Raw genomic sequence first — 23,663 nt, 5'->3', positions numbered from 1 at the left:
GCACTGCTGTTGAAATTCTTTTGGATAAGCCTTCGGCATAATCACACATCCTTGTCGTTGAGGGTTTCACCGTCAACAAGAATCATGACAGCTCACTTCGTTAGTTTCCAAGGGTGCGCCGATTCGAAAGCAAGCTACAGCTCTCCCGCTGAAGCACCCAACCCGACCCTCGACGAGTTTGCAGACTTCATCGCACGAGTGGGCGCCCTCCCTAAAGATTCTTCAATTTCGGTGGACCGTACTAGAGCCTTGGTTGTTCATTATTCCGAACAGCTTCCACCTGAACAGCAGCAAATCATTGAGTCGTGGCCATATGGCAGGGGGAGCATTTATCCCAAACGTGAACTCGGAGTGATCTAGATCCAACTCACCGCCGTCATTAAGCCTGCTTTTGTGTGGTCGTTATCTTTTGCGGTTTGCGCTGAACCAGGGTTTCTTTGCCGTGGAACATCCACATGAGCGCAGCAACCATCGCGACTGCGGAGCAAGAAAGGAACGCGGTGTTGTAGCCGTAGGCGTCGGCGAGGGCACCGACCAGGATGGGACCCATGATGGCGCCAAGGTCTTGTGCCATTTGGAAGTTGGCGAGAACTTTGCCACCAGAACGGTCATTGCCGATGAGATCTGCGAGCGTAGCTTGCTGCGCCGGGTTAAGCAGACCGCCACCGATGCCAGCGAGAAGACTGAACGCGATGACCGCTAACGGGGTCGAGGCGAAGCCTAGGATGCCTGTGAAGAGCAGGTTGAGCAACAGCCCGGTGACGATCATGGGTTTGCGGCCACGGGCGTCGGCAAGCCTGCCAGAAAACTGGATGGCGATAGCACTGCCCAGAGCAAAAGCAGCCATGGCGAGGCCTGCAATGGCACCGCCTTTATGAAACACCGATGCTGCGAAGAGTGGCAAAATGGCGACACGGACGCCGAAGTTCACCCAGCCGTTCACAAAGCCGGACAGCAATGCAGATTGATAAGACGGATGGTGAATGACCTCGCTGACCAGCACCGCGGGCAACGCCACCTTGACCTGCTCTTGCTCCGGTTTCGGGCGCAGCAGGAAGCCAACCAACACTGTCACCAGCAACAACGCCCCGCCATAAATCAGGAATGGCACCCGCATACCGAGGGGCTCCACCAGCGCGCCCAACACCGGGCCGAGCACATTGCCGATCAGGAAGGCGCTCGCATAGGCTGACGACGCCCTACCCCGAATCTGCGGCGGAGAGTGCTGCACAATGAAGCCCATTGCTGAGACCGTAAACATCGTCGACCCCACGCCCCCGATTAGCCGCAGCGCCAAAATATGCCAAAATTCCTGCGCGAAAGCGATGCTTCCAGTGGTCGCCGCGACGATCACCAATCCGAGCATGTACACCCGACGCGAGCCAAGCTTATCGACGGCCATTCCCGAAAAAGGCGCGAAGAGCAACCGTGACAGGGCAAACACGGAAATCACCGCACTAGCTGCAGCAACGCTCACATCGAAGCTGCGCGCAAACTGCGGCAGAATCGGCGCGATAATGCCAAATCCAAGGGCAATGATGAACGCGCCGGCAACGAGAACCCAGATTTCGTAGGGAATTTTGGTTTTTGTTGGCATGGCACTTAACAGGCTACCACCGTTTCACATTCGAACATGTGTGCTAGTTTTTAATAATTGTGTCTGAACTTAGTTTTATGGTGAGGTCATGATCAAAGCACAGCACACAACCAGTACGTTTCCCTTGTCCACTCCAGACGCAGTTGCCCACATCCGACAGCACAGTCAGCGTGCTCTCGACACGGTAGCCATGACCATGTCTCACCCCCGCTCGCTCGCACGTGAAACCCCTACCTGGCGTCCCCCGACCATCCGGATGAGTCCGGAATTCGGATTGTCTTCAATCAATTTCACCATTTCACGGCGCCGCGTCGGACAACTCGCCCGCGCCAGAATCCGGGGCTACGGCGAGACCCGCACCGCAGCCTACCTGATAACGGTTCGACTCACCGCCTCCGACGGGCGCCAACTGTGCCACACCGAAGCGGAAAGTTGGATCCGCGCACTCCTACCCGACGCTGGTCAATACACCGTTCACCGCATGGCTGGCGCAGGCGCTCCCACCTACTGCTGGGTAGTCGACCAACACTTCCAGCCCATTGAATCCCCCGCGTCACTGTTCAACCCCGCAACATCGGCTGCCTAGGGAAGGTCTGTCACGTGGTAGTCACGCGCAATGTGGCTGGTTGCCTTCCCCCAGGCGCTAGCCTGAACACGCCTCTGATGCAGCTCGAATGCGTCCCTGTCTGTGAATTCTTCCCGAACCTGCCACACCAGCGGATCTTCGGTGGGAGTCACCTCAAACATCAGGCACCCCGGCTCGGCACGGGTCAAGGCCACATGCGCGGGCAGATAGTTACTCACCAGCTGCGCATCCTCCTTCGTTGCGCATCGCAGCATACCGGTGAGTCGAATCGTCACGATCGCTTCCTCCAGAACGGGATAGGGTTCCAGGAGCTAGTCCTCGTAGTCTTCCAGGTCGTCGTCCAATTCCTCATCAAGCTCTTCGGTGAAGATGTCATAGACTTCCGGCCCATCAAATTCGTCGTCGTCAAACGGTGTGAGCTGGGATTCCCAATCTTCTGCTTGGTCTGCGGCAAGCGAGAGGACATCGAAAAGCCGGTCAAAGTCCGTGAAGCTTCCCAAATCAAGGATCTCACTCACCTGGCTTGCCACATCCTCTTGGATGTTTTCGAACAGGCGCGCACGGTCTTCGTCGCTCAGTTCCTCGGCATCCTCCGCGTCCCATACTTCCGCGATCGCCTCATCAACGAGGTCCTCATAGCCCGCATCCACCGAAACGAAAGCAACAAACGCCGTCGGCACGTCTTCGTGGACATCAACCAGGACGCGCAGCTCAGAAGTCTCAGCAACATCGGCGATCACCAGATTCGGATCATCGGTCGACTGGTAGAACTCCAGGTCTGCAATACGTTCATCGGTGCCGAGCAACAAGTCAGACAGCAAGGTCACAACCTGGTCGGTGGCCACGTGGCGTCCAACCGTAGTCAGCGCATCCTCCACAGAGAACACCACCGACACCAGGACCGCCTCGAAATCCTCGTCATCCTCCGTGACGTCAGCTGCCGCAACATAGACATTGGCAGCGGGCAGGATCGGGTCGATCTCGACGAACTGGATTTCCAGTTCCGACGTGATCGGTACGAACATGGTGTCGTCGTTAACCCTAGATTCGATACCTTCCGCATCAAGTGCGGCGGCAATGTCTTCGAAAAAGCTCATAACGTGACACGTTCCTTCCGGAAAACTACAGGAGAGACTCCGACTCGTCTCAGCCTAGTCGGAACTTCCCCACCGCGCCGTGAAAATCACCACGCAAACGAATCAGCCAGCGCAATCATATCCTGCACCCGCTTCTCAGCAGGGCGTTTCGGACACGACGTGCACAGTCCCGACCCCGGTGAACGGTACACCATGCAGCACGACTGGCGGGGCGCGAAAACAAACATATCATCTGTTGCTTCCGCATCTGCGAGGGACACCACCTCACCATCCAGCACACCGAAATACGATCCCGCAGGCCCAGCGAACCCCGCCACCAAGTCCCGAGCGACCGACACCCCCAATGCCGGAGAGAAATGCTCGTTCCCCGCCTCCAACGCGGACTGCCGCAATGCATCCACCATCAAAGACACTAACGGCGCCGGCCGCAATGAGAACTCACTGCACAAGACGTCGATAAGCGGTGCAGTCGACTCAGCAAGGCAGGCCCCGGCCTCCGCCACAGACGGCGCAGACACAGACGTGGAAAAGCCCGTCCAAAACCCAGAACAACGCAGTTCCCCCGCATCGAATGACAGCGAAGGAACCGCATCGAACCCCACCATCAGATGCACCGACGGTGCAACCACACCACCGCCGAAGCTGTACCACCACAACTGCGCCAACTGCTTAGGAGGCAACTGGAACTGCTCCGCGCCCGCAGCAACAGAGTCCGCGATCCAGTCGGTACCGGAAACCACCGCCCCGCCAGACACAAACTGCTCAAACCGGGGACTTTCAGCCACCAAGGACCCCCAAGGCAATGACACGATGTTTCTCCTCAGCATCGAAAAACGCATTACCCTTGTCATTATGGTTAATTTCGTCGACCGAGACACCACTTTGTGTATTTCTTTAGCTGCGCGCCCCTCCAATCACGGGGTACGGTTCCACAATTGGCTCTACGCCGAATTAGGGCTGAACTACCTGTATAAAGCAGTGGCCCCCACTGACATCGTGGCAGCTGTTGCAGGAATACGTGGCCTGGCTATCCGTGGTGCGGGCGTATCCATGCCCTACAAGGCTGACGTGATCCCACTGATCGACGAGCTCGACCCCAGCGCCGCACGCATCCAATCCGTCAACACTATCGTCAACACCGATGGCCACCTCAAGGGCTACAACACCGACTACATCGCGGTAGCGCACCTGCTCCAATCTCACCAAGTGCCACGAGAACTCCACGTCGCGGTGCGCGGATCAGGTGGCATGGCCAACGCGGTAGTCGCAGCACTGGCCGACTACGGCATGACCGGCACTGTCGTTGCCCGCAATCAGGCCACCGGCAACGCCCTTGCAGCGCGCTACGGGTGGGAGTTTTCCACTTTTGTCCCAGAAGATGCCGAATTGTTAGTTAACGTCACCCCACTGGGAATGTACGGGGATGCCGAAGGCGAACAAGCCTTCACCGACGAGCAGATCTCTCGGGCCACCATCGTCTTCGATGTCGTGGCATATCCAGTGGAAACACCACTCATCAAGGCCGCTACTCGGCTAGGCAAACCAACTATCAACGGCGGCGAAGTGGTGGCTCTCCAAGCCACCGAACAATTCATTCTTTACACCGGTATCCGCCCCACCGATGAACAAATCATGGCCGCTGAGGAATATTCGCAGCAGAATTGATGTTGGACTGATCCTGGCCACCAGCCAGGAATTCCACAACGAAAGGCAGAAAACAAATGACCAACCCAGTGATCACCGACGCCCTGAGCTCCGACGCAGCCACCCTCAAGGAAAACGCCGGTATCAGCGGGCGCATGCTTATCGACGGCCTCGATCACGCAGTCCGCATCCAGACCAGCGCCGTGGAAGGCTATGTCCGCTGGGTCCGTGGCAACAATCCTGACGCCACCCCGGCGCAGATCCAGCTGGAACTAGACAAGCACTTTAAGCGTCTCGCCACCGGCTCTGGCGGTGCCGCGGGACTTGCTTCCGCGCTACCAGGTGTCGGTTTCGTCACCGGTGCAGCAGCTGTCGGCGCTGAATCCCTCGTTTTCCTCGACGCAGCAGCCCTGTACACCGCGGCCTCCGCCCACCTGCGCGGTGTGGATATCCGCGATCCAGAACGCCGCCGCGCGCTCATCCTGGTGGTGATACTGGGCGCTCCTGGTACCGCGCTGGTTGATACGCTGCTCGGCGACATCGGCACAGGAAAAGACGCCAACGTAGCTGCCCGAATCAACCGGGCCACCATCCCAGGACTCAGCACTATCAATGCCCAATTGATGAAAATGGCCCGTGCCCGGCTCACCAAGCGTATCCGGAACATGTGGATCGGTAAGCTGCTACCACTGGGAGTCGGGCTGGTTGTCGGTACCGTGGCGAACCGCAAGCTCGCGGACCAGGTCATTAAAAATACTCGCGAATCCATGGGCCCTATCCCAGGGGATTTCCTCCAGCCCCTGCCACAGAAGGAGCCGAAGAAGCAGCGCGGCCTTTGGAAGCTGACTAAGAAGAAATAACCGTTGAATAGCACCAAGAAACTGTGGGGCGTCGTCGTCTCATCCCCGTTGGCCACGCTGCTCGCCATGCTGGCCACCGTCGGTGTCGTCTCCTTCGAGCTCACCATCCCGCTACTCACCAAAGATGCGGTCGATGTCGCTCTCGGCGAGGCAACCGGAGCCTGGGCCACTCGGCTGGTCCCCCAGTTCTCTCCGCTGCTCACCATCATCATCGTGCTCGTCGCCGTTGCGCTCGGGAGATTCATCTCCCAGTTCGGCCGTCGCTACACCGCTGGCCTGCTTTCCATCAACGTGCAACACCGCCTGCGTATCGCTATCCTCGACGCGCTGCAAAAACTCGATGGCCCCGGCCAAGACCGCATCCGCGTCGGACAAGTGGTGAGCAGATCCATTTCGGACATCACCATGATCCAAGGCCTCGTGGCGATGTTCCCCCTCGGCGTCGGCCATGTGTTGAAACTGATATTCACGGTGGTCGTGATGTTAGTGCTGTCCCCCTTGCTTGCACTCGTTGCGATAGCCTCACTGCCGCTGATCTTCTTCGGCGCCCTTGCTTCCCGAAAACCCATGTTCGCGGCCACCTGGGCAGCGCAACAATCCGCAGCAGACCTCGCCACTCACGTGGAGGAAACTGTTACCGGTATTCGCGTTGTCAAGGCGTTTGCGCAGGAGCAACGTGAAATCGACGCCATCGAAAAAGCTGGCCGGAAAGTGTATGCGGACCGGATGCGTAGCGCTCGCCTCACCGCACGCTTCCAACCAATGGTGGACCAACTCCCCCAGCTCGCATTAGTGGCAAATATTGCGCTTGGCGGTTGGCTTGCGCTCTCTGGGGCCATTACCATCGGTACGTTTGTTGCCTTCGCTGCCTATCTCTCCTCCCTCACCGCCGTGTCCCGCATGCTCTCCGGGCTCGCGCTTCGGATCAATATGTCCCGTTCGTCCGTGTCGCGTGTCTTCGACGTCCTCGAGCTCAAGCCAGAACACCAAGACCCAACTACGCCCACTCCCATTCCTGACGGTCCACTGGGGCTAGCGCTAAACGATGTCATCTTCCGTGACGGTGACCGCCGTATCCTAGATAAGCTGAGTTTCACCGTCAGCCCCGGGGAAACTCTCACTCTCGTCGGGCCTCCCGGCGCGGGAAAAACCATGGCGGTACAGCTCATGGGCGCGTTTTACCAGCCCGATAGCGGTTCGTTATCCCTGCTGAGCAGCAATAACGCAATTGATTTCGCTAAACTGCACCGCGCGGAGCTGCGTCGCAGCATCTGCGTGGTTTTTGATGAGCCATTTCTCTACAGCGACACCATTCGCATGAACCTCACCATGGGAGGGGCCTATACGCAAGAGGAGATCGAGCACGCGGCCCGCGCCGCCCAGGCACATGAGTTCATCACTGAATTAGCAGATGGCTACGACCAGGTCGTCGGCGAGCGGGGGCTCACTTTGTCGGGTGGTCAGCGCCAGCGGATCGCCCTCGCCCGCGCGCTACTGGCCCGCCCGAGGATCCTCATCCTCGACGATGCCACCTCAGCCATCGACGCCACCACCGAGGCCCGCATTTATGCGACGCTCCGACGCGACTTCCACGACGTCACCATCATTGCCGTCGCCCACCGCCAATCCACACTTGACTTAGCAGACCGAATCGCACTCATCGAGCGGGGCCAGGTCACTGCGATAGGCCCGCTGTCGACGATGCGTGGCAACGCGCGCTTCGCCCGCCTGATGGACCTGAACTTCCGGGAGGACACCGGCGAACACTTGCCCTTTGATGAGCAAGGATGCGCCGAACCCGAGTGGGACAAGCTCTGGCCCTGCCAAGAACCGAACCCACAAGGAATCACCGCTGTCACTACACAAGAAGCCGCCGGGGTGGTCGCCGGCCCTATGGGTCGGGGCGGTGGCCGTGGAGGCATGGGAATGGCTGCGGCGATCCCAGCTACCCCGGAGCTGTTAGAGCAGGTGGAAAAGCTGCCGCCGGCGTCGGAAAGCCCGCGACTAGATACCCGGCAGGCCCGCACTACCCGGGAGCCCTTCCGGCTGCTGCCATTATTTCGGCAGGTTCGGTGGCTCATCGTCGCGGTGATTGGCTGCCTGCTTATCGGTGTCGCCGCAGACCTTGCGTTCCCGACTCTCGTCCGCTTCGCCATCGATCGTGGAGTCTTAGCGCAGGATGCCTCTGCTCTGTGGCTCATCGCCGGAGTTGGTGCCGTCATTGTGCTCATCAGCTGGATCACCGCCATGGTTCAAACAGTGCTCACTGCCCGCACCGGCGAACGGCTCCTGTTCGGCCTGCGGCTACGCACCTACGCACACCTAATGAGGCTCAGCCTCGACTACTTCGAACGCACCATGTCCGGTCGCATCATGACGCGCATGACTACTGACATCGACGCGCTCTCCTCGTTCCTGCAAACCGGGGTGGCACAAGCAATTGTGTCGCTCGCTACCCTGCTGGGAATTTCCGGAATGCTACTGGCCACCGACACCCGCCTCGCGCTCGTCGCGCTCGCGTCGCTACCTATCCTGATCGTGGCCACCCACTTCTTCCGTAGAATCTCCGCACGCCTCTACGCCCAAGCCCGCGAGGAAATCAGCACGGTCAACGCCATGTTCCACGAAAACATCTCCGGGCTACGGATTTCCCAAATGCATGGCATGGAAGCACACTCGCTCCGCGAGTTCGAGGATGCGGCCGACACGTACCGTCGTACCCGAATCGCTTCGCAAACCGCGGTCGCCCTCTACTTCCCCGGCATCGGCGCCCTCAACGAACTCGCAGCCGCCGCTGTCCTCGGTTTCGGAGCCCACCACGTCCTCCAGGGCGACATTTCCGCCGGCGTGCTCGTTGCATTCGTGATGTACATGGGTCTCCTTTTTGGCCCCGTCCAACAGCTTTCGCAGCTTTTCGACGGCTACCAGCAGGCAGCCGTGGGGCTAACCCGAATCTCGGAACTGCTCGCCACCGCGCCGACTGTCGCCGATAACGGAACCGCGCCCGGCGCCGACACCGCCGCCCGAGGCACGCTGGCCATGGCCGATGTTTCCTTTGGATACGGTCCCGATCTTCCTGTGGTTACCGAACACTTGTCCCTCAGCATCGAACCGGGCTCCACGGTGGCTCTCGTGGGCGCAACCGGCTCCGGGAAGTCCACCTTGGTCAAACTGCTCGCCCGCTTCTACGACCCGGTCGCTGGAACAGTAACTGCGTCCGGCACAGATATCCAGCACTTCCCACTGCATGATTGGCGTCGTACCATCGGGCTCGTCCCCCAGGAGTCGCATCTGTTCAGTGGCACCGTAGCCGACAACATCGCCTACGGGCGTCCCACGGCGAACGAAGCAGAGATCACCGCTGCCGCGCGACGCGTCGGCGCACTCACCGCGATCGCAGCAATTCCCGGTGGTTTCAACCATCCCGTCGGCGAACGAGGTCGGGGACTGTCCTCCGGGCAACGTCAATTGATCGCCCTAGCGCGGGCAGAAATGTGCCAACCAGCGATCATGCTGCTCGACGAAGCCACCGCAACCCTCGACCCCGCAACCGAAGCCACGATCCTCAACGCTTCAGACCGCGTCACCTCAACCCGAACATCAATAATTGTGGCGCATAGGCTCGCCACCGCCGCCCGAGCAGATCGCATCCTCGTCGTATCCGCCGGTCAAGTAACCGAAGATGGCACCCATGACGAGCTACTCGCTACCAAAGGCGCGTATGCCACGATGTGGCACGCGCAGCCCTAACCAGCGAGTGGGGAACGGGCCGTCGATAAGCGTGCCCCTTCCCCCTAAAAACACCCCAATAGGGGTAGAGTTCTGTTACTAGATAAAACCCCGCTTAACTGCGTGACTTTATGGGCTAAAACACGTTAGCCTGTAGTGAACTACTACAGTTGAATCTGACGTAATCTTTTACAACGGAAATGAGGCGAGACCCTGCCGTGAGCAGCGCTAGTAACTTCGGCCAGAACCAGTGGCTAGTTGACGACATGTTCCAGCAATACCAAAAGGATCCGCAATCGGTAGATCCTGAGTGGCGCGAACTTTTTGAGAAGCAAGGCGCCCCCGCTACCCCCGAAAAACCAGCACAGGCATCGAAGCCAACCCCGGAGACCGCATCGGCCCCAGCTGCACCACAGCCAGCTGCCTCGAAGCCAGCCGCTGCGACGAAGAAGCCAACCAGCTCCGGCCCCGCATCCAACTCGTCTGCGGCTGCACTGCGCAAGGCCGAAGAGGCGAAGAAGGCAAAGTCCCCAATGGGGCGCGCTGGCGAACTTCCTGCCGCTGAAAAGGCTCCGCTGAAGGGTATTTACAAGGCAATTGCAAAGAACATGGATATTTCGTTGGAGATTCCAACCGCAACATCCGTGCGCGATATGCCTGCCCGCCTCATGTTTGAAAATCGCGCGATGGTCAATGACCACCTGAAGCGTACTAAGGGTGGCAAGATCTCCTTCACCCACATCATCGGCTACGCCCTGGTGAAGGCCATCATGGCTCACCCAGACATGAACAACTCGTATGATGTCGTCGACGGCAAGCCAACCCTCATCCGCAATGAGCATATTAACCTTGGCCTCGCTATCGACCTTCCACAAAAGGATGGCTCCCGCGCCCTCGTGGTAGCAGCTATCAAGGAATGTGAAAAGATGAGCTTTTCCGAGTTCATCGATGCTTACGAGGACATCGTCAAGCGTGGTCGCGAGAACAAGCTGACCATGGATGATTACCAGGGCATCACGGTGTCCCTGACCAACCCAGGTGGCATCGGTACCCGCCACTCTGTGCCACGTTTGACCAAGGGCCAGGGCCTCATCGTGGGCGTCGGCTCCATGGATTACCCAGCCGAGTTCCAGGGCGCTTCTGAGGATCGTCTGGCTGAGCTGGGCGTCGGCAAGCTGGTGACCATCACCTCCACCTACGACCACCGCGTCATTCAGGGCGCGGAGTCCGGCGAGTTCCTGCGTACCATGTCGCAGCTGCTTATCGACGACGTGTTTTGGGATCACGTGTTCGACACGATGCATGTCCCATACACCCCAATCCGTTGGGCCCAGGACGTGCCAAACACGGGTGTGGACAAGAACACCCGCGTGATGCAGCTCATCGAGGCGTACCGCTCTCGTGCACACCTGATCGCAGACACCAACCCACTGCAGTACAAGCAGGAGGGCATGCCGGTTCCGGACCTGCGGGATCTGGATATCGCTTCGCATGGTCTGACCCTTTGGGATTTGGACCGCACGTTCCATGTCGGTGGCTTCGCCGGCCGTGAGACCATGACGCTGCGTGAAGTCCTGAAGACGCTGCGCGCCGCCTACACCTTGAAGGTTGGTTCCGAGTACACCCACATCTTCGACCGCGACGAGCGCACCTGGCTGCAGGACCGCCTCGAGGCTGGTATGCCAAAGCCAACCCGCGCGGAGCAGAAGTACATCCTGCAGAAGCTCAACGCTGCAGAGGCATTTGAGAACTTCCTGCAGACCAAGTTCGTCGGCCAGAAGCGCTTCTCCTTGGAAGGCGCAGAGTCTCTCATCCCGCTGATGGATGCTGCCATTGACACCGCTGCTGGCCAGGGCCTGGACGAGGTCGTCATCGGTATGCCACACCGCGGCCGCCTGAATGTGCTCGCCAACATTGTGGGCAAGCCTTTCGGCCAGATTTTCAACGAGTTCGAGGGCAATATGTCCATCGACACCGCTGGTGCTTCCGGTGACGTGAAGTACCACCTGGGTGCTGAGGGCAAGCATATCCAGATGTTCGGCGATGGCGAAATCAAGGTCACCCTGACTGCGAACCCATCTCACCTGGAAGCTGTCAACCCAGTGATGGAAGGTATCGCACGTGCGAAGCAGGACATCCTGGACAAGGGCCCAGACGGCTACACTGTTGTCCCAATTCTGCTGCACGGTGACGCTGCTTTCGCTGGCCTGGGCATCGTCCCAGAGACCATCAACCTGTCCCAGCTGCGTGGCTACAACGTCGGTGGCACCATCCACATTGTGGTGAACAACCAGATTGGCTTCACCACTACCCCTGATTCCGGCCGTTCTAGCCACTACGCCACTGACTACGCCAAGGCTTTCGGTTGCCCTGTGTTCCACGTCAACGGCGATGACCCAGAGGCTGTTGTCTGGGTGGGCCAGCTGGCCACCGAGTACCGTCGTCGCTTTGGTAAGGACGTCTTCATCGACCTCATCTGCTACCGCCGTCGTGGCCACAATGAGGCCGATGACCCATCGATGACCCAGCCAAAGATGTACGACGTCATCGACGATAAGCCAGGCGTGCGCGCACAGTACGCAGACAACCTCCTGGGCCGCGGTGATCTCTCCGACGCCGAGGCGGAGGCAGTTGCTCGTGACTTCCACGACCAGATGGAATCCGTCTTCAACGAAGTCAAGTCTGCCGAGAAGGATCCGCTGCGCCAGCAAGAGGGCATCACCGGTTCCCAGAAACTGCCTCACGGCCTGGAGACCGCTATCACCGAAGCTGACCTGGCTGAAATCGGTGGCGCATGGCACAACATCCCCGAAGGTTTTAAGGCCCACACGCGTGTCGCTCCGATCGCGGAGAAGCGTGCCAAGGCTGCCGTCGAGGGTGGCATCGACTGGGGTTGGGCTGAGCTCATCGCTTTCTCCTCTCTCGCTAACGCCGGTAAGGTTGTTCGCCTCGCGGGTGAGGATGTCCGTCGTGGTACCTTCACCCAGCGTCACGCGGTGATGATCGATCCAGAGACCGCTGCTGAGTACAACCCAGTTCACGAGCTGGCCCAGGCCAAGGGCAACGGCGGTAAGTTCATGATCTACAACTCGGCACTGACGGAGTACGCAGCCATGGGCTTCGAGTACGGCTACTCTGTGGGTAACCCGGACGCTGTTGTCGCCTGGGAAGCACAGTTCGGTGACTTCGCTAACGGCGCCCAGACCATCATCGACGAGTACATCTCTTCCGGTGAGGCTAAGTGGGGCCAGGAGTCTGGTGTGATCCTGCTGCTGCCACACGGCTACGAGGGCCAGGGCCCAGACCACTCCTCCGCTCGCATCGAGCGTTACCTGCAGCTGTGTGCTGAGGGTTCCATGACGGTGGCTCAGCCTACCTCCCCAGCGAACTACTTCCACCTGCTGCGTCGTCACGCCCTCGGCGAGCTGAAGCGCCCACTGGTCGTGTTCACCCCGAAGTCGATGCTGCGTATGAAGGCTGCAACCTCCTCAATTGAGGAGTTCACCAAGGTGAAGAAGTTCCGCTCCGTCATCAACGACCCACGCATCCAGGACGCTTTCGGCAATGTCGTCGGCGATCCGTCCAAGATCAAGACGGTGCTGTTGGTGTCCGGCAAGCTGTACTACGACTTGGAGAAGCGTCGCAAGAAGGACGGCCGCGAGGATGTCGCGATTGTTCGCCTTGAGCAGCTGCACCCAATCCCCCACAACCGTCTCCGTGAAATCTTCGAGATGTTCACCAACCTGGAAGAGGTTCGCTTCTGCCAGGACGAGCCAGCCAACCAAGGCCCATGGCCGTTCTACGCACTGAACCTGCCAGAGGTGCTGCCTGAGCTACCGAAGATGAAGCGCGTATCTCGCCGTGCACAGTCCTCCACCTCGACGGGCATCAACAAGGTGCACCAGCTCGAGCAGGCTGCGCTTATCGACGAAGCATTTGCCTAATGCCTTAGTGGCACGAGCGTGAAACCGGTTATCCCAACTCACGGGATAGCCGGTTTTTCTGTTACACTTATCCGCATCTCAGATTATTCCTATATAGCAGAATTGGTAAGACGATCAATACGCTCGGCACACCTCACGAGGTTCAAGATCAGGGCTATGCCATGCAGTTAGCGGCACTTGGATGGCTCAGCTTTATGCCCTTAGTGTGGCTTGCGGACTTCACGCCAATAGACTCAGTGTTCTCAGGAATCGGGCGTTTTGGTGCGTTTTTCATGATTCTGATGGCTGTAATTGCCTTGAATTTCGCGCTTCCGAAGTCACTGAATTTGCCAAAGAACCTGAGCATCGTCATCGCTCTCTTAGCTTTGGCGCTGCAGTTCCTCTGCGCACGGGAGCAACTGGCAGTGTTCCCGCAGATAGATCAGGTACTGACCGCTTTAGTCATATCACACGCCCTCATGATCGCCGCGGCGGTACCGTTGGCGTACTGTTTTTACCGACATCCGCTGTTCCCAAACTGGATTGCTGTCGGAATTGTGCTGGACTGCATTTTCTGGACAGGCTATTACTGGATTGCCACCGAGGGGCTTCTCATCGGTTCCCCCACTGAGTATGCGGTGATCCCGTTCATTCTTTTTGAAGTTTCCCTGGGAATCATCGGCTTTCGCGCTGGGGCACAGATGCAGAGCTACGCGTTCGAACAAACACTGCAACGACGATCATCACAATCCCTATCATCTCGACTGCGCTGAGCTGCTGGCGTAGTACCACGAAGCCAACTACGGTAGCCACAAGCGGAAGCAGCGCTGTGAGTAATGCAAAATAGCTCGATCCGGCGAGAGCAAGAGATCTCATATCTAGGGTGTATGGAATGAGCGCAGACAAAATCCCCAGAACGAAGGCAAGTCCTATGAACTGGGGCCAGCCAGCTGCCACCTGATGCGGCGCCATCATCAGCGCCACGGGCAGGGTCAGCAGTGAACCATAGACGAAGCCCACAGTGAGGCCCTGCACCGGTTTATCCAGGGACACTCGATGTCCCAGCACTATGTACAGCGCCCACAGCAGCGCCGAGAGCAAAGCGAACGCTACCCCGCGCGCACTGCCCGACCATTGCACGCCCGACAGCAGTATCACGCCACTTCCCGCGAGAAGCAAAGCGCCCCAGTCTCTCCAACCACGCGTTCCAAGTGCGGCCACAACCACAGGTCCAAAGAATTCAATCGCCACCGCTGTGCCCAGTGGCAACTCAGCAATGGCCCCGTAAAACGACATGTTCATCCCGATCGTAGCCAGGCCATAAAGGGCCGCAGCTCCGCCAGCTGCACCGCTAAACGACGCCCACGATGGCCGAACCGCAATGAGCAACAGCACAGTGGCCGTCGTTACGCGCAGCCATGCCACGAACAGCGGGTTAGCTTGCGCAAACAGACTGACTGCCACCGCGGCGCCACAGTAAAGCGAGACCCCGGAGACGAGCGTCAGGATGATTGGAACAGTTCTCACCTAGCTAACAATAGCGGTGTGTGATGATAGAAGGTTCTTAAAGCTGGTAAGATTCTGCGACGGTAATATCCCCGGAAATGTAAGTGGAGAAAAAGTGAATGAGCGTAGTCTAGGCACCGCCTACGACTGTCTGGATCAAGGCCGGGCTATGCTTTTTTGCGCAGGCGGATGGGTAGTTTATTTAATTCTGGTGTCTGTCGCTGACATCATTAACCCCGGCTCGATCTTCTCTGCACTAACCAGGTTTGGCAGCACGACTGTGTTCATTTGTGCTGTCCTCGCATTCCCAAGCAGCATGCCGGCTTTCTTGAAAGTCCCAACGCGAATCACTGTTGGCTTCGCTCTCATAGGCAGTGCAGTGCTGCTGTCAGGTGTTTTCAATCTAATGGAGCATATCCCGAATATCGGGCAGTTCACCGCCTCTTTTTTGTTCGCACAGCTTCTCTATGCTGGGGCCTCTTCGCTTTATCGTATTGTTTTCTACAGCACCCATTGTTCCCATCCTGGATTGCGATTGCGTTGGCGATAGACGCGACGTTCTGGGTTGCCTATTACATCATCACTTCCCAGACTGGGTGGAACTTATTTCTGGAAGTTTTGGCCTGGGGACCAAGCATGGTGGTGGAGAGCTGCATCGCGTTCTACTTAGCCAAAGTGGGACTCCAGCTGCAAAAAGCGCCCAAAACAATCCTTTAGGGTTGGGTAGCAAAAGTGTGTCGGGTCGACATCGCTTCTATCCGATGGTGTTTTTGTATTCCGACGTTGCGTTGCTCGTGGATTGAGATAACGTCCACGTGTTCCATCTCAGGGTGAAAGAGGGCACTACATCGCATAGGGCCGCTTGGTAGACAATGGTTATAGATGACGCTCGCCTTAAGGGTTAAAGAGCAAGAATTCTGTCCCCGTCGGCCGGGCATTGTTGCGTCTAGTAAATGATATGGTTCCGGGTCACCGGAGACACGAAACCGCACCTGCTAGCACAGGTGCGGTATCAATCACAGTATTGATCAAGGGTTGTGCGTCTATACGACCCGAAGCAATATACACCAGTAATTTACATGTCCTGACCTTGCTCCATCACGGAAGCTAGACACACTTTTTGCCCCTTTTTAACAGTGGCTAGGCCTTAGCCACCTGAGCCACTACGCCCTTGAGCACCTCAGTGCCCTCCACCGGAGAAGTGGCGACCTCAAAGGAGGTGGCTAGCACTTCCGCCGCGATGTGATCAGCGTGGCGACGTGCCCACTCTTCCTTCTCAGCAGGAACAGACAGCACCACCTGAATGCGGTCCGTGACATCAAAGTCAGCTGCCTTGCGCGCATCCTGCAGGCCACGGATCACGTCGGCTGCCCAGCCTTCGGCTTCCAGTTCCTCGGTGACGGTCATGTCCAAGGACACCAGGCCGCCGAAGCCCACCACCTGTGCGGTGGAATCGGGGTTAGCGGCGACGAGGCGTTCGGTGAATTCGCCGTCGTGAAGCTCAATGCCATCGGCGAGCACGGTGTCACCGTTGCGGGTGTAGTTCCCCGCCTTCACTGCCTTGATGGCGTGCTGGACGTCGCGTCCCAGGCGAGGGCCTGCGACCTTAGCATTCACCACGACCTCGAAGCGTCCGACCGCATCTACATCGTCGGAGAGCACAACGTTCTTGACGTTGACCTCGTCGCGGATGATCGGGGCGAACTCGGCCAAGCGCTCGGAACCAGGCAGCGCCACGGTGAGCTGAGGCAGCGGCAGGCGGTTGCGCAGCTTGTTTGCCTTACGCACCGAGGACGCCGCCGAGCACACTCCGCGGACGCCATCCATTGCCTCGACAAGGGCATCGTCCGCTGGGTAGTCCGCAGCCACCGGGAAGTCCGCCAGGTGGACAGAGCGTTCCCCTGTCAGGCCCTTGTAGATCACCTCGGTTGCCATCGGCAGCAATGGAGCAGCCACGCGGGTCAGGGTATGCAGCACGGTGTACAGCGTGTTGAAGGCCTCCGGGTACTGCTCGTCGCCCGCCCAGAACCGGTCACGGGAACGGCGCACGTACCAGTTGGTCAGCACGTCGCAGAACGTGCGCACCAGGTCACAGGCACTCGCGATGTCGGTGTTGTCCAGCGCTTTTTGCACGTCGGCAACCAAATTGTGGGTCTTGGCCAGGATGTAGCGGTCCAGCACATCCGTGGCGTCAGTGGAGAACTCGGCAGGCTTGGAAGCATACAGCTGCAGGAAGCTGTATGCGTTCCACATTGGCAGCAGAGCCTGGCGTACGCCCTCGCGAATGCCCTGTTCTGTGACGATCAGATTGCCACCACGCAGGATTGGGGAGGACATCAGGAACCAACGCATGGCATCGGAACCGTCGCGGTCGAACACCTCGTTGACGTTCGGGTAGTTGCCCTTGGACTTGGACATCTTAAGGCCGTCATCGCCGAGAACGATGCCGTGAGCCACAACCTTTTTAAACGCCGGGCGGTCAAACAGCGCCGTAGCCAGCACGTGGAGGGTGTAGAACCAACCGCGGGTCTGGCCGGAATACTCCACGATGAAGTCCGCGGGCGAGTGCGTATCAAACCAGTCCTTGTTCTCGAACGGGTAGTGCTTCTGGGCGAACGGCATGGAGCCGGATTCGAACCAGCAGTCGAGGACCTCTGGCACGCGGCGCATCATGGACTTGCCGGTCGGATCATCCGGATTCGGGCGGGTCAGTTCGTCGATGTACGGACGGTGCAGGGAGGTTGGGCGCACGCCGAAGTCGCGCTCCAGCTCATCCAAGGATCCGTAGACATCCACACGTGGATACTTCTCATCGTCAGAAATCCAGACCGGAATTGGGGAGCCCCAGTAGCGGTTACGGGAGATGTTCCAGTCGCGGGCGCCTTCCAGCCACTTACCGAACTGGCCGTCGCGGATGTGAGCAGGCATCCAGTCGATGCCTTCCTTGTTCAGCTCGACCATGCGGTCGCGGAACTTAGTCACAGCCACGAACCACGATGGCAGTGCCATGTAGATCAGTGGCTCGCCGGAGCGCCAGGAGTGCGGGTAAGAGTGCTCGATCGTCTGCTGGCGCACGACACGACCGGTGGCTTTCAGGTCCTTGATGATCTGCTTGTTCGCATCAAAGACCAGCTGACCTTCGTAAGGGGCCACCAGTGAGGTGAACTTGCCGTCCATGCCGACTGGGATAACGGGATCGATGCCGTATTCGGCACACGCAAACATATCGTCTTCACCGAAGGCAGGTGCCTGGTGGACGATACCTGTGCCGTCCTCGGTGGTGACGTAGTCCGCCACGATGACCTGGAACGCGTTCGGGGCGTCCTTGAAGAAGTCGAACAGCGGGGTGTACTCCAGGCCTTCCAGTTCCGCGCCCTTCACAGTGTGAACGGTAGCGTAATCGCCCAGTTCCTTCGCGTACGTACCAACGAGAGCCTCCGCGAGCAGATACTTCTCTCCGTCCTCGGCCTGCACCACCACGTACTCGACCTCAGGGTGGACAGCGAGCGCCAAGTTGGAAGGCAGGGTCCATGGCGTGGTGGTCCAGGCCAAGATCTTCACGCCCTGGAGTTCTGCGGGTACGTCACCGCCGCGCTTACCGACGACCGGGAACGTCACCGTCAGCGTCGGATCCTGCCGCATTTTGTACGAGTCATCCAAGCGGGTTTCCTGGTTGGACAGTGGCGTCTGCTCTGCCCAAGAGTACGGCAGCACCCGGAAGCCCTGGTAGATCAAGCCTTTATCGTAGAGTTCCTTGAACGCCCACATGACGGACTCCATGAAGTCCAGGTCCATGGTCTTGTAGCCGTTGTCGAAGTCCACCCACCGGGCTTGGCGAGTAACGTACTCTTTCCACTCCTCGGTGTACTTGAGCACGGAGGTGGCGCAGTAATCGTTGAACTTGGCCAGGCCCATGCCTTCGATTTCACCAGTCTTGATGCCGAGCTGCTTTTCCGCCTCGAGCTCCGCTGGCAGGCCGTGACAGTCCCAGCCGAACACGCGGGCAACCTTCTTGCCACGCATCGTCTGGTAACGAGGGATGATGTCCTTCACGTAACCGGTCAGCAGGTGGCCGTAGTGTGGCAAACCATTGGCGAACGGAGGGCCGTCGTAAAAGACGTATTCTTGGTTGTGCTCGCGGTTATCCAGCGATGCCTGAAAAGTCTTGTCCTTTGACCAGAATTCAAGGACGTTGCGTTCCATCTCTGGGAACTTGGACGACCCACCCGAGAGGTCCTCCCGTGGGTACACACGGCCCGTGTTGTTCATAGGTACTCCTAGCAGCTACATCGTTTTTCGTTGCTGCCGGGACGCCCGATGAGGACGCGGTACCACCCCGCTTGGGCCGTTTCTCACGGCCCCGCTTCATTGGTCTAGAAGGTGTGTCACGGTCCCACCCGTCCGGGTCTAATAGGCCTTTTCCAGGCTGTTCTTCCGGAAAGCTCCCCGGTGATAGCCGGATCAGTGCTTACGTTGCGTATCAGTATAGCTTACGCACGCTATGGGTGCGCAGTCGCTCCCCTCCGCTACTTCTTGGAGCGCAAATCCATTACCCACACGATGAGCCCGGTAATCGCAAAAATGACCACAAGCATGTACCACATCACGTCGCCTGTGGCTGCGCCGGCGACGAAAGCTGCAAACGCGGCCAGCGCCAAGATTAGGGTTAAGACGGTCATCGGGACCCTTTCCAAGTGAAACGCAAAAACTCCCCCTTGCCAAGTGTAAGACAAGAGGGAGTTGACGCTTCAATTACTGGTTCTCTGGGGTACCAGATGGTGCAGCCGGACCGCGGGAGACGAGTTCTTCGAGCTGGGTCTCGAGCAGGGTCTTCATGCGGGTACGGTACTCGCGTTCGAAGGTACGCAGTTCAGAGATGCGGCCTTCCAGCACAGACTGCTGCTGCTTGACGGTAGCCATGATCTCGGTGTGCTTGCGCTCTGCGTCTGCCTGCAGGGCGTTCGCCTTATCCTCAGCCTGCTTGATTTGAGTTTCGGACTTGGTGGTTGCCTCAGCGAGCATTGCCTCGGAGCGCTGGGTGGCGTCGGCGATCATTGCCTTTGCCTGCTCATCAGCTTCGGAGGTGAGCTTGTCTGCCTTGGCGCGCGCCTCGGAGAGAGTTGCGGCGGATGCGGAGTTTGCATCGTTGATGGTCTTTTCGGCGGCGGCGCGTGCCTCGTCGAGCATCGCCTTGGACTCTGCACGAGCTTCGCCGGTGAGACGGTCGGACATTTCCTGGGCTAGGCCGAGGACACGGGCTGCCTGCATGTGGGTGTCTGCAGTTGCGTCGCCGGATGCTGCCACAGCAGCTGGGGCCGCGACGGCGGCGGCTGCAGCAGGGGCAGCGGAAGCTGGCTTGGAAGCTGCTGCCTTCTTTGCTTCTTCCTTCGCGGCTGCGGCTTCTTCGCGAGCCTTGCGGGCGTCGTCCTGAGCCTTCTTCAGCTCTTCCTGAGCCTTGCGGGAAACGGCCTCTGCGTCAGCCAGCTTCTTGTCGTACTCAGCACGGACCTTAGCTTCAGCGTCAGCTGCTGCCTTCTTCTCGATAGCCGCAACGTCAACGTTGTTGGCTGGCGCTGCTACTGGAGCCACGCCAGAAGAGTTTTCTACCTGGTTGCGGAGCTCTTCGTTCTCCTCCTGGAGCTGTGCCAGCGTGTCCTCGACGAGGTCGAGGAACTGATCCACCTCATCCTCGTTGTAGCCACGCTTACCAATTGGAGGCTTGCTAAAAGCAACATTGTGCACGTCAGCTGGAGTCAGCGGCATTGACGGTTCCCTTCGCGATACTTTTGCAGCCCCCAAGGTTTTGGAGGCACGCTGTGGGCATTCCCCACAGCAAATTTCTTTACAGTGTAGTTAATTCTCTCAAACAATGGGTAGCAAACGCTCGGTTTCCCGGCTTTTTTCTTTCCCGCTTGAATAGAAATCAACTCTTAAGTTTACATTTAGTCGGAGCTGGGCACGACTCTTGTGCTGCACTATATCGATAAGACAATGAACAGCAACACCTGAATGATCAAAAACAGCAGCAGAATCGATACATCCATGGCCACTCCCCCCATTTGGATTGGGGGTACCAGCTTCCGGACGGCTTTCACCGGCGGATCCGTGACCATAAAGATTGGTTCTGCGATCAGTGCGAACCAGCGCGGAGGACGGAACTGGCGCGAAAACGATTGGATCATCTCAATCACGATGCGGACGATGAGCAGATCCAAATAGATTTTCAGCAGGAGCGCCAAGATGTAGGTAATGCTAGTCACCCCCATGACACTACGGCATACGGATGAGCTCGGATACTTCGGCTGGCCGTTCCCGTTGCAAAATGTGTCCGGCACCTTCAAAAATCCTGATGTCTGCCCCTGGCAGGATCGTCCGCGCGGTCTCCGCGTGTCCAACGGGCAAAATGGTGTCTGCTGTTCCCCATCCGATGCGAGTCGGTAGGCCAAGGCGGGCATATGCCTTAACGACGTCCAGTCGCTCACTTTCCTGCACCCCTACAAGTTCTCGGGACAAGGCCACAAAAGTCCGTACATAATCGCGGTTCCGGACCGTGCGCTGGGCGACACGTAATGTGTCCTCGGTAACCAATGCCGGATCGGCAACCACGGCGTGCTCTATCTTGGTCAGCAACGGACCTGTGGCGAGCCGGAGGAAGCCCTTACCCAGCGGGGAGGCGGCTATTTTTACCGAGGACGTGATGTCAGTACTAAACCCGCTTGGTGCGAGCAGCACGACCTTTGAAACGCGTTCCGGGTGCGCGAGCGCCATGCGCATAGCCAATGCCCCACCCAAAGAGTTTCCAACCAACGTGACGTTGTCTTCGCCATCGAGTGCGCGCCAGAGGGCGTCGGTAAGCCCGGCCATGGTGGGGCGGGTGAGGCCGGGGGTGGTTCCGAAACCCGGGATGTCTAGCGCGATGGTTCGCACGCCGGGGATGGACAGGGCGTCGTAGTCTTCGAGCCCGCGCCCAATGCCGTGCAGCAACACGACTGTTTCGCCCGTGCCACGCACGCGTGCTCGGATGCCTGCCAGGGTGGTGTCACCAAAGTCAAGACCGGTGTAGTCGCAGGTACGGAAGCTACGGGCCTCAGTGAAGTGCCTGTTGTGCAGCGCCCACGGCTCGGTATCCGTGACGTATGGGAACTGGTGGATACCGCGATTCACGTAGCCAGCATTCAGGTCAATGATGCGCCCCTTTGTGCCCCTCACCTCTCCCGTCGGGGTAACCACCTGAGCGCCGCTGGCGCGCATCCGTTCCAGCACACCCCACACAAACTGGGCAACCAGCTCGGCGCGGAGCGTGAAGGATTCGTTGACGTACCCGATGGTGAAGCTGAAATTTGGCACGCCTTTCAGCATCGCACCCCGATACGCGGCGGTCTCCCCCACTGCTACTGCGGCGCCGTCGACAATGATCTCTACGCCACCCATCGCCTGCAGTTCCAAACCTGTGGCAGCGACGATGATGTCCGCGTTAAGCTCCCTTCCACTTTCCAGCGCGATGCCCGTGGGGGTTAGCCGCGCGATCCGATCGGTAATCACGCGCACCGCGCCGTCGGCAATGGCATGGAACAAATCCCCGTCCGGGATGCGACACACGCGCTGGTCCCACACAGGGTAGTTAGGACGGAAATGTGCGCGCTGCTCCGGCGGCAGGATCCGACTGCGCCGCACGTCCAGCGCCTTGTTCAGCAGCTTCGGCATGTGGCGCGCCATCGCGATGATGAGCTGGTTTGTGGCTACTGCGCGCAACCGATTGAGGTTATCCGGCAACTTCATCGTGTGGTTGGGCATGGGGGCCATATGACTCGGCGATCGTTGCAGCATGGTCACCTGCGCGGTTTTCGCCAGTTCAGGGACCAGCGTCGCGGCCGTCGCCCCCGACCCCACGACCACGATGTTTTTCCCCTGGTAATCGAGGTTCTCCGGCCAGTGGTGCGGAGTGATCAGCTCACCGCCGAATTCCCCCTCCCACGTGGGTAGGTGGCCGTGTTCATGGTTGTAGTACCCGCCGGCGATATGCAGGTAGCGTGCCTGATATTCCCCGCTGTTCGTGGTGACGCACCATACCTGCTGCTCACTGTTCCAGTTCGCAGCGGTGACAGCTACGCCAAAGTCAATGTGCTGAGCCACGCCATGTTTGGTGGCCACATTCTCAAGGTAATCCCTGATTTCCGCACCTTTACCCAGTGGCGTAGTGCCCCGCCACGGCTCGAACGAAAACCGGTACGACTCCATTTCACTGTCACTGCGCACCCCAGGGTAGGTAAAGATGTCCCAGGTACCGCCCACGCGCGCCCGCTTCTCGACGACCCGAAACGTTAATCCTGGAACCTTCGCAAGTTCCACCCCCAACGCAATCCCAGACAGGCCTGCTCCCACGATGAGGACATCGTATGGTTCGCTCATTGCTGCTCGATTCTCTATTTCTTAAACAGTGTTCAAGAAAAAAGGTAGCACAGGTGCTGGAGGCTAAGGCAACGCAAATACAGCGTACGGATCCCGGGGCTGCTAGAGCGCACTCCTCTCTAATCCCCGGGAAGCATTCCCCGGATCTCTGCGCAAATTTAAGCTTCACAGTTGCTATTTGGCCGTTTTCCTTCCGAACCCGGGTTTCTGCGTCTGCCCCACCCCTAAACCCCAAAAATCCCATAAGCAAAGACCCGACCGGGCAATGCCGATCGGGTCTTGGTACCTCTCAAAGAACAGTACTGCACCGCA

The 23,663-nt window shown here is 58.7% G+C and carries 17 protein-coding genes; 7 read left to right on the top strand and 10 right to left on the bottom strand.

Features of this window, described 5'->3' with window-relative positions; all coding sequences use genetic code 11:
- Positions 1–360: hypothetical protein (locus ACZ6ZO_RS09845; protein WP_465292288.1), on the top strand; the 360-nt coding region annotated here is incomplete at its 5' end.
- A 19-nt stretch (positions 361–379) separates the two neighbouring features.
- Here the strand turns inward: ACZ6ZO_RS09845 and ACZ6ZO_RS09840 are convergent.
- Entirely contained in the window at positions 380–1,597 is a 1,218-nt protein-coding gene (locus ACZ6ZO_RS09840; RefSeq protein ID WP_182385848.1) for an MFS transporter, read from the bottom strand.
- Positions 1,598–1,685: 88 nt separating this feature from the next.
- Here ACZ6ZO_RS09840 and ACZ6ZO_RS09835 point away from each other — a divergent pair, with 88 nt between their 5' ends.
- Entirely contained in the window at positions 1,686–2,183 is a 498-nt protein-coding gene (locus tag ACZ6ZO_RS09835; protein ID WP_465292285.1) for a hypothetical protein, read from the top strand.
- Here the strand turns inward: ACZ6ZO_RS09835 and ACZ6ZO_RS09830 are convergent.
- The 3 genes from ACZ6ZO_RS09830 to ACZ6ZO_RS09820 all read right to left on the bottom strand — a co-directional run bounded on the left by ACZ6ZO_RS09830 (position 2,180) and on the right by ACZ6ZO_RS09820 (position 4,089).
- Positions 2,180–2,458, bottom strand: a complete 279-nt coding sequence (locus ACZ6ZO_RS09830) for a putative quinol monooxygenase (protein ID WP_232843268.1) — start codon at positions 2,456–2,458, stop codon at positions 2,180–2,182. The two genes, ACZ6ZO_RS09835 and ACZ6ZO_RS09830, sit on opposite strands and share 4 nt — an antisense overlap.
- A gap of 36 nt (positions 2,459–2,494) precedes the next feature.
- On the bottom strand, positions 2,495–3,280 hold the full coding sequence (locus ACZ6ZO_RS09825; protein ID WP_465292283.1) for a hypothetical protein: 786 nt from the start codon (positions 3,278–3,280) through the stop codon (positions 2,495–2,497).
- An 86-nt stretch (positions 3,281–3,366) separates the two neighbouring features.
- Positions 3,367–4,089 (bottom strand): (2Fe-2S)-binding protein, encoded by a 723-nt coding sequence (locus ACZ6ZO_RS09820; protein WP_208767707.1) that lies wholly within the window; start codon positions 4,087–4,089, stop codon positions 3,367–3,369.
- A 43-nt stretch (positions 4,090–4,132) separates the two neighbouring features.
- Here ACZ6ZO_RS09820 and ACZ6ZO_RS09815 point away from each other — a divergent pair, with 43 nt between their 5' ends.
- The 5 genes from ACZ6ZO_RS09815 (at position 4,133) to ACZ6ZO_RS09795 (ending at position 14,209) form a co-directional block, all read left to right on the top strand.
- Entirely contained in the window at positions 4,133–4,945 is an 813-nt protein-coding gene (locus ACZ6ZO_RS09815; RefSeq protein WP_465292280.1) for a shikimate 5-dehydrogenase, read from the top strand.
- 56 nt (positions 4,946–5,001) lie between these two features.
- Complete coding sequence (locus ACZ6ZO_RS09810) at positions 5,002–5,784, top strand: hypothetical protein (protein ID WP_182385843.1); 783 nt, start codon at positions 5,002–5,004, stop codon at positions 5,782–5,784.
- Positions 5,785–5,787: 3 nt separating this feature from the next.
- On the top strand, positions 5,788–9,534 hold the full coding sequence (locus tag ACZ6ZO_RS09805; protein WP_465292278.1) for an ABC transporter ATP-binding protein: 3,747 nt from the start codon (positions 5,788–5,790) through the stop codon (positions 9,532–9,534).
- Between the two features lie 197 nt (positions 9,535–9,731).
- Complete coding sequence (locus ACZ6ZO_RS09800; RefSeq protein ID WP_182385842.1) at positions 9,732–13,457, top strand: multifunctional oxoglutarate decarboxylase/oxoglutarate dehydrogenase thiamine pyrophosphate-binding subunit/dihydrolipoyllysine-residue succinyltransferase subunit; 3,726 nt, start codon at positions 9,732–9,734, stop codon at positions 13,455–13,457.
- A gap of 161 nt (positions 13,458–13,618) precedes the next feature.
- On the top strand, positions 13,619–14,209 hold the full coding sequence (locus ACZ6ZO_RS09795) for a hypothetical protein (protein ID WP_465292275.1): 591 nt from the start codon (positions 13,619–13,621) through the stop codon (positions 14,207–14,209).
- Here the strand turns inward: ACZ6ZO_RS09795 and ACZ6ZO_RS09790 are convergent.
- The 6 genes from ACZ6ZO_RS09790 to ACZ6ZO_RS09765 all read right to left on the bottom strand — a co-directional run bounded on the left by ACZ6ZO_RS09790 (position 14,112) and on the right by ACZ6ZO_RS09765 (position 23,351).
- Positions 14,112–14,963 (bottom strand): EamA family transporter, encoded by an 852-nt coding sequence (locus ACZ6ZO_RS09790; RefSeq protein ID WP_465292273.1) that lies wholly within the window; start codon positions 14,961–14,963, stop codon positions 14,112–14,114. The two genes, ACZ6ZO_RS09795 and ACZ6ZO_RS09790, sit on opposite strands and share 98 nt — an antisense overlap.
- Before the next feature lie 1,119 nt (positions 14,964–16,082).
- Positions 16,083–19,211, bottom strand: coding sequence for an isoleucine--tRNA ligase (gene ileS, locus ACZ6ZO_RS09785; RefSeq protein ID WP_465292271.1), 3,129 nt, complete (start codon positions 19,209–19,211; stop codon positions 16,083–16,085).
- 257 nt (positions 19,212–19,468) lie between these two features.
- Positions 19,469–19,621, bottom strand: coding sequence for a hypothetical protein (locus ACZ6ZO_RS09780; protein WP_182385837.1), 153 nt, complete (start codon positions 19,619–19,621; stop codon positions 19,469–19,471).
- A gap of 73 nt (positions 19,622–19,694) precedes the next feature.
- Complete coding sequence (locus ACZ6ZO_RS09775; protein ID WP_465292269.1) at positions 19,695–20,705, bottom strand: DivIVA domain-containing protein; 1,011 nt, start codon at positions 20,703–20,705, stop codon at positions 19,695–19,697.
- Positions 20,706–20,917: 212 nt separating this feature from the next.
- Positions 20,918–21,202: a YggT family protein gene (locus ACZ6ZO_RS09770; RefSeq protein ID WP_182385835.1), complete on the bottom strand. Its 285-nt coding sequence runs from the start codon at positions 21,200–21,202 to the stop codon at positions 20,918–20,920.
- Positions 21,203–21,212: 10 nt separating this feature from the next.
- Positions 21,213–23,351: an alpha/beta fold hydrolase gene (locus tag ACZ6ZO_RS09765; RefSeq protein WP_465292266.1), complete on the bottom strand. Its 2,139-nt coding sequence runs from the start codon at positions 23,349–23,351 to the stop codon at positions 21,213–21,215.
- Positions 23,352–23,663 lie beyond the last annotated feature (312 nt).

This window comes from Corynebacterium sp. NPDC104732, assembly GCF_055583565.1.
This window is presented reverse-complemented; position numbering and strand designations above follow the sequence as displayed.

Bases quoted from the DNA above. Each gene is read 5' to 3' on its own strand.
- ACZ6ZO_RS09775 (WP_465292269.1), bottom strand. From the start codon at position 20,705: ATGCCGCTGACTCCAGCTGACGTGCACAATGTTGCTTTTAGCAAGCCT.
- ACZ6ZO_RS09840 (WP_182385848.1), bottom strand. From the start codon at position 1,597: ATGCCAACAAAAACCAAAATTCCCTACGAAATCTGGGTTCTCGTTGCC.
- ileS (WP_465292271.1), bottom strand. From the start codon at position 19,211: ATGAACAACACGGGCCGTGTGTACCCACGGGAGGACCTCTCGGGTGGG.
- ACZ6ZO_RS09815 (WP_465292280.1), top strand. From the start codon at position 4,133: ATGGTTAATTTCGTCGACCGAGACACCACTTTGTGTATTTCTTTAGCT.
- ACZ6ZO_RS09795 (WP_465292275.1), top strand. From the start codon at position 13,619: ATGCAGTTAGCGGCACTTGGATGGCTCAGCTTTATGCCCTTAGTGTGG.
- ACZ6ZO_RS09825 (WP_465292283.1), bottom strand. From the start codon at position 3,280: ATGAGCTTTTTCGAAGACATTGCCGCCGCACTTGATGCGGAAGGTATC.
- ACZ6ZO_RS09780 (WP_182385837.1), bottom strand. From the start codon at position 19,621: ATGACCGTCTTAACCCTAATCTTGGCGCTGGCCGCGTTTGCAGCTTTC.
- ACZ6ZO_RS09835 (WP_465292285.1), top strand. From the start codon at position 1,686: ATGATCAAAGCACAGCACACAACCAGTACGTTTCCCTTGTCCACTCCA.
- ACZ6ZO_RS09765 (WP_465292266.1), bottom strand. From the start codon at position 23,351: ATGAGCGAACCATACGATGTCCTCATCGTGGGAGCAGGCCTGTCTGGG.
- ACZ6ZO_RS09810 (WP_182385843.1), top strand. From the start codon at position 5,002: ATGACCAACCCAGTGATCACCGACGCCCTGAGCTCCGACGCAGCCACC.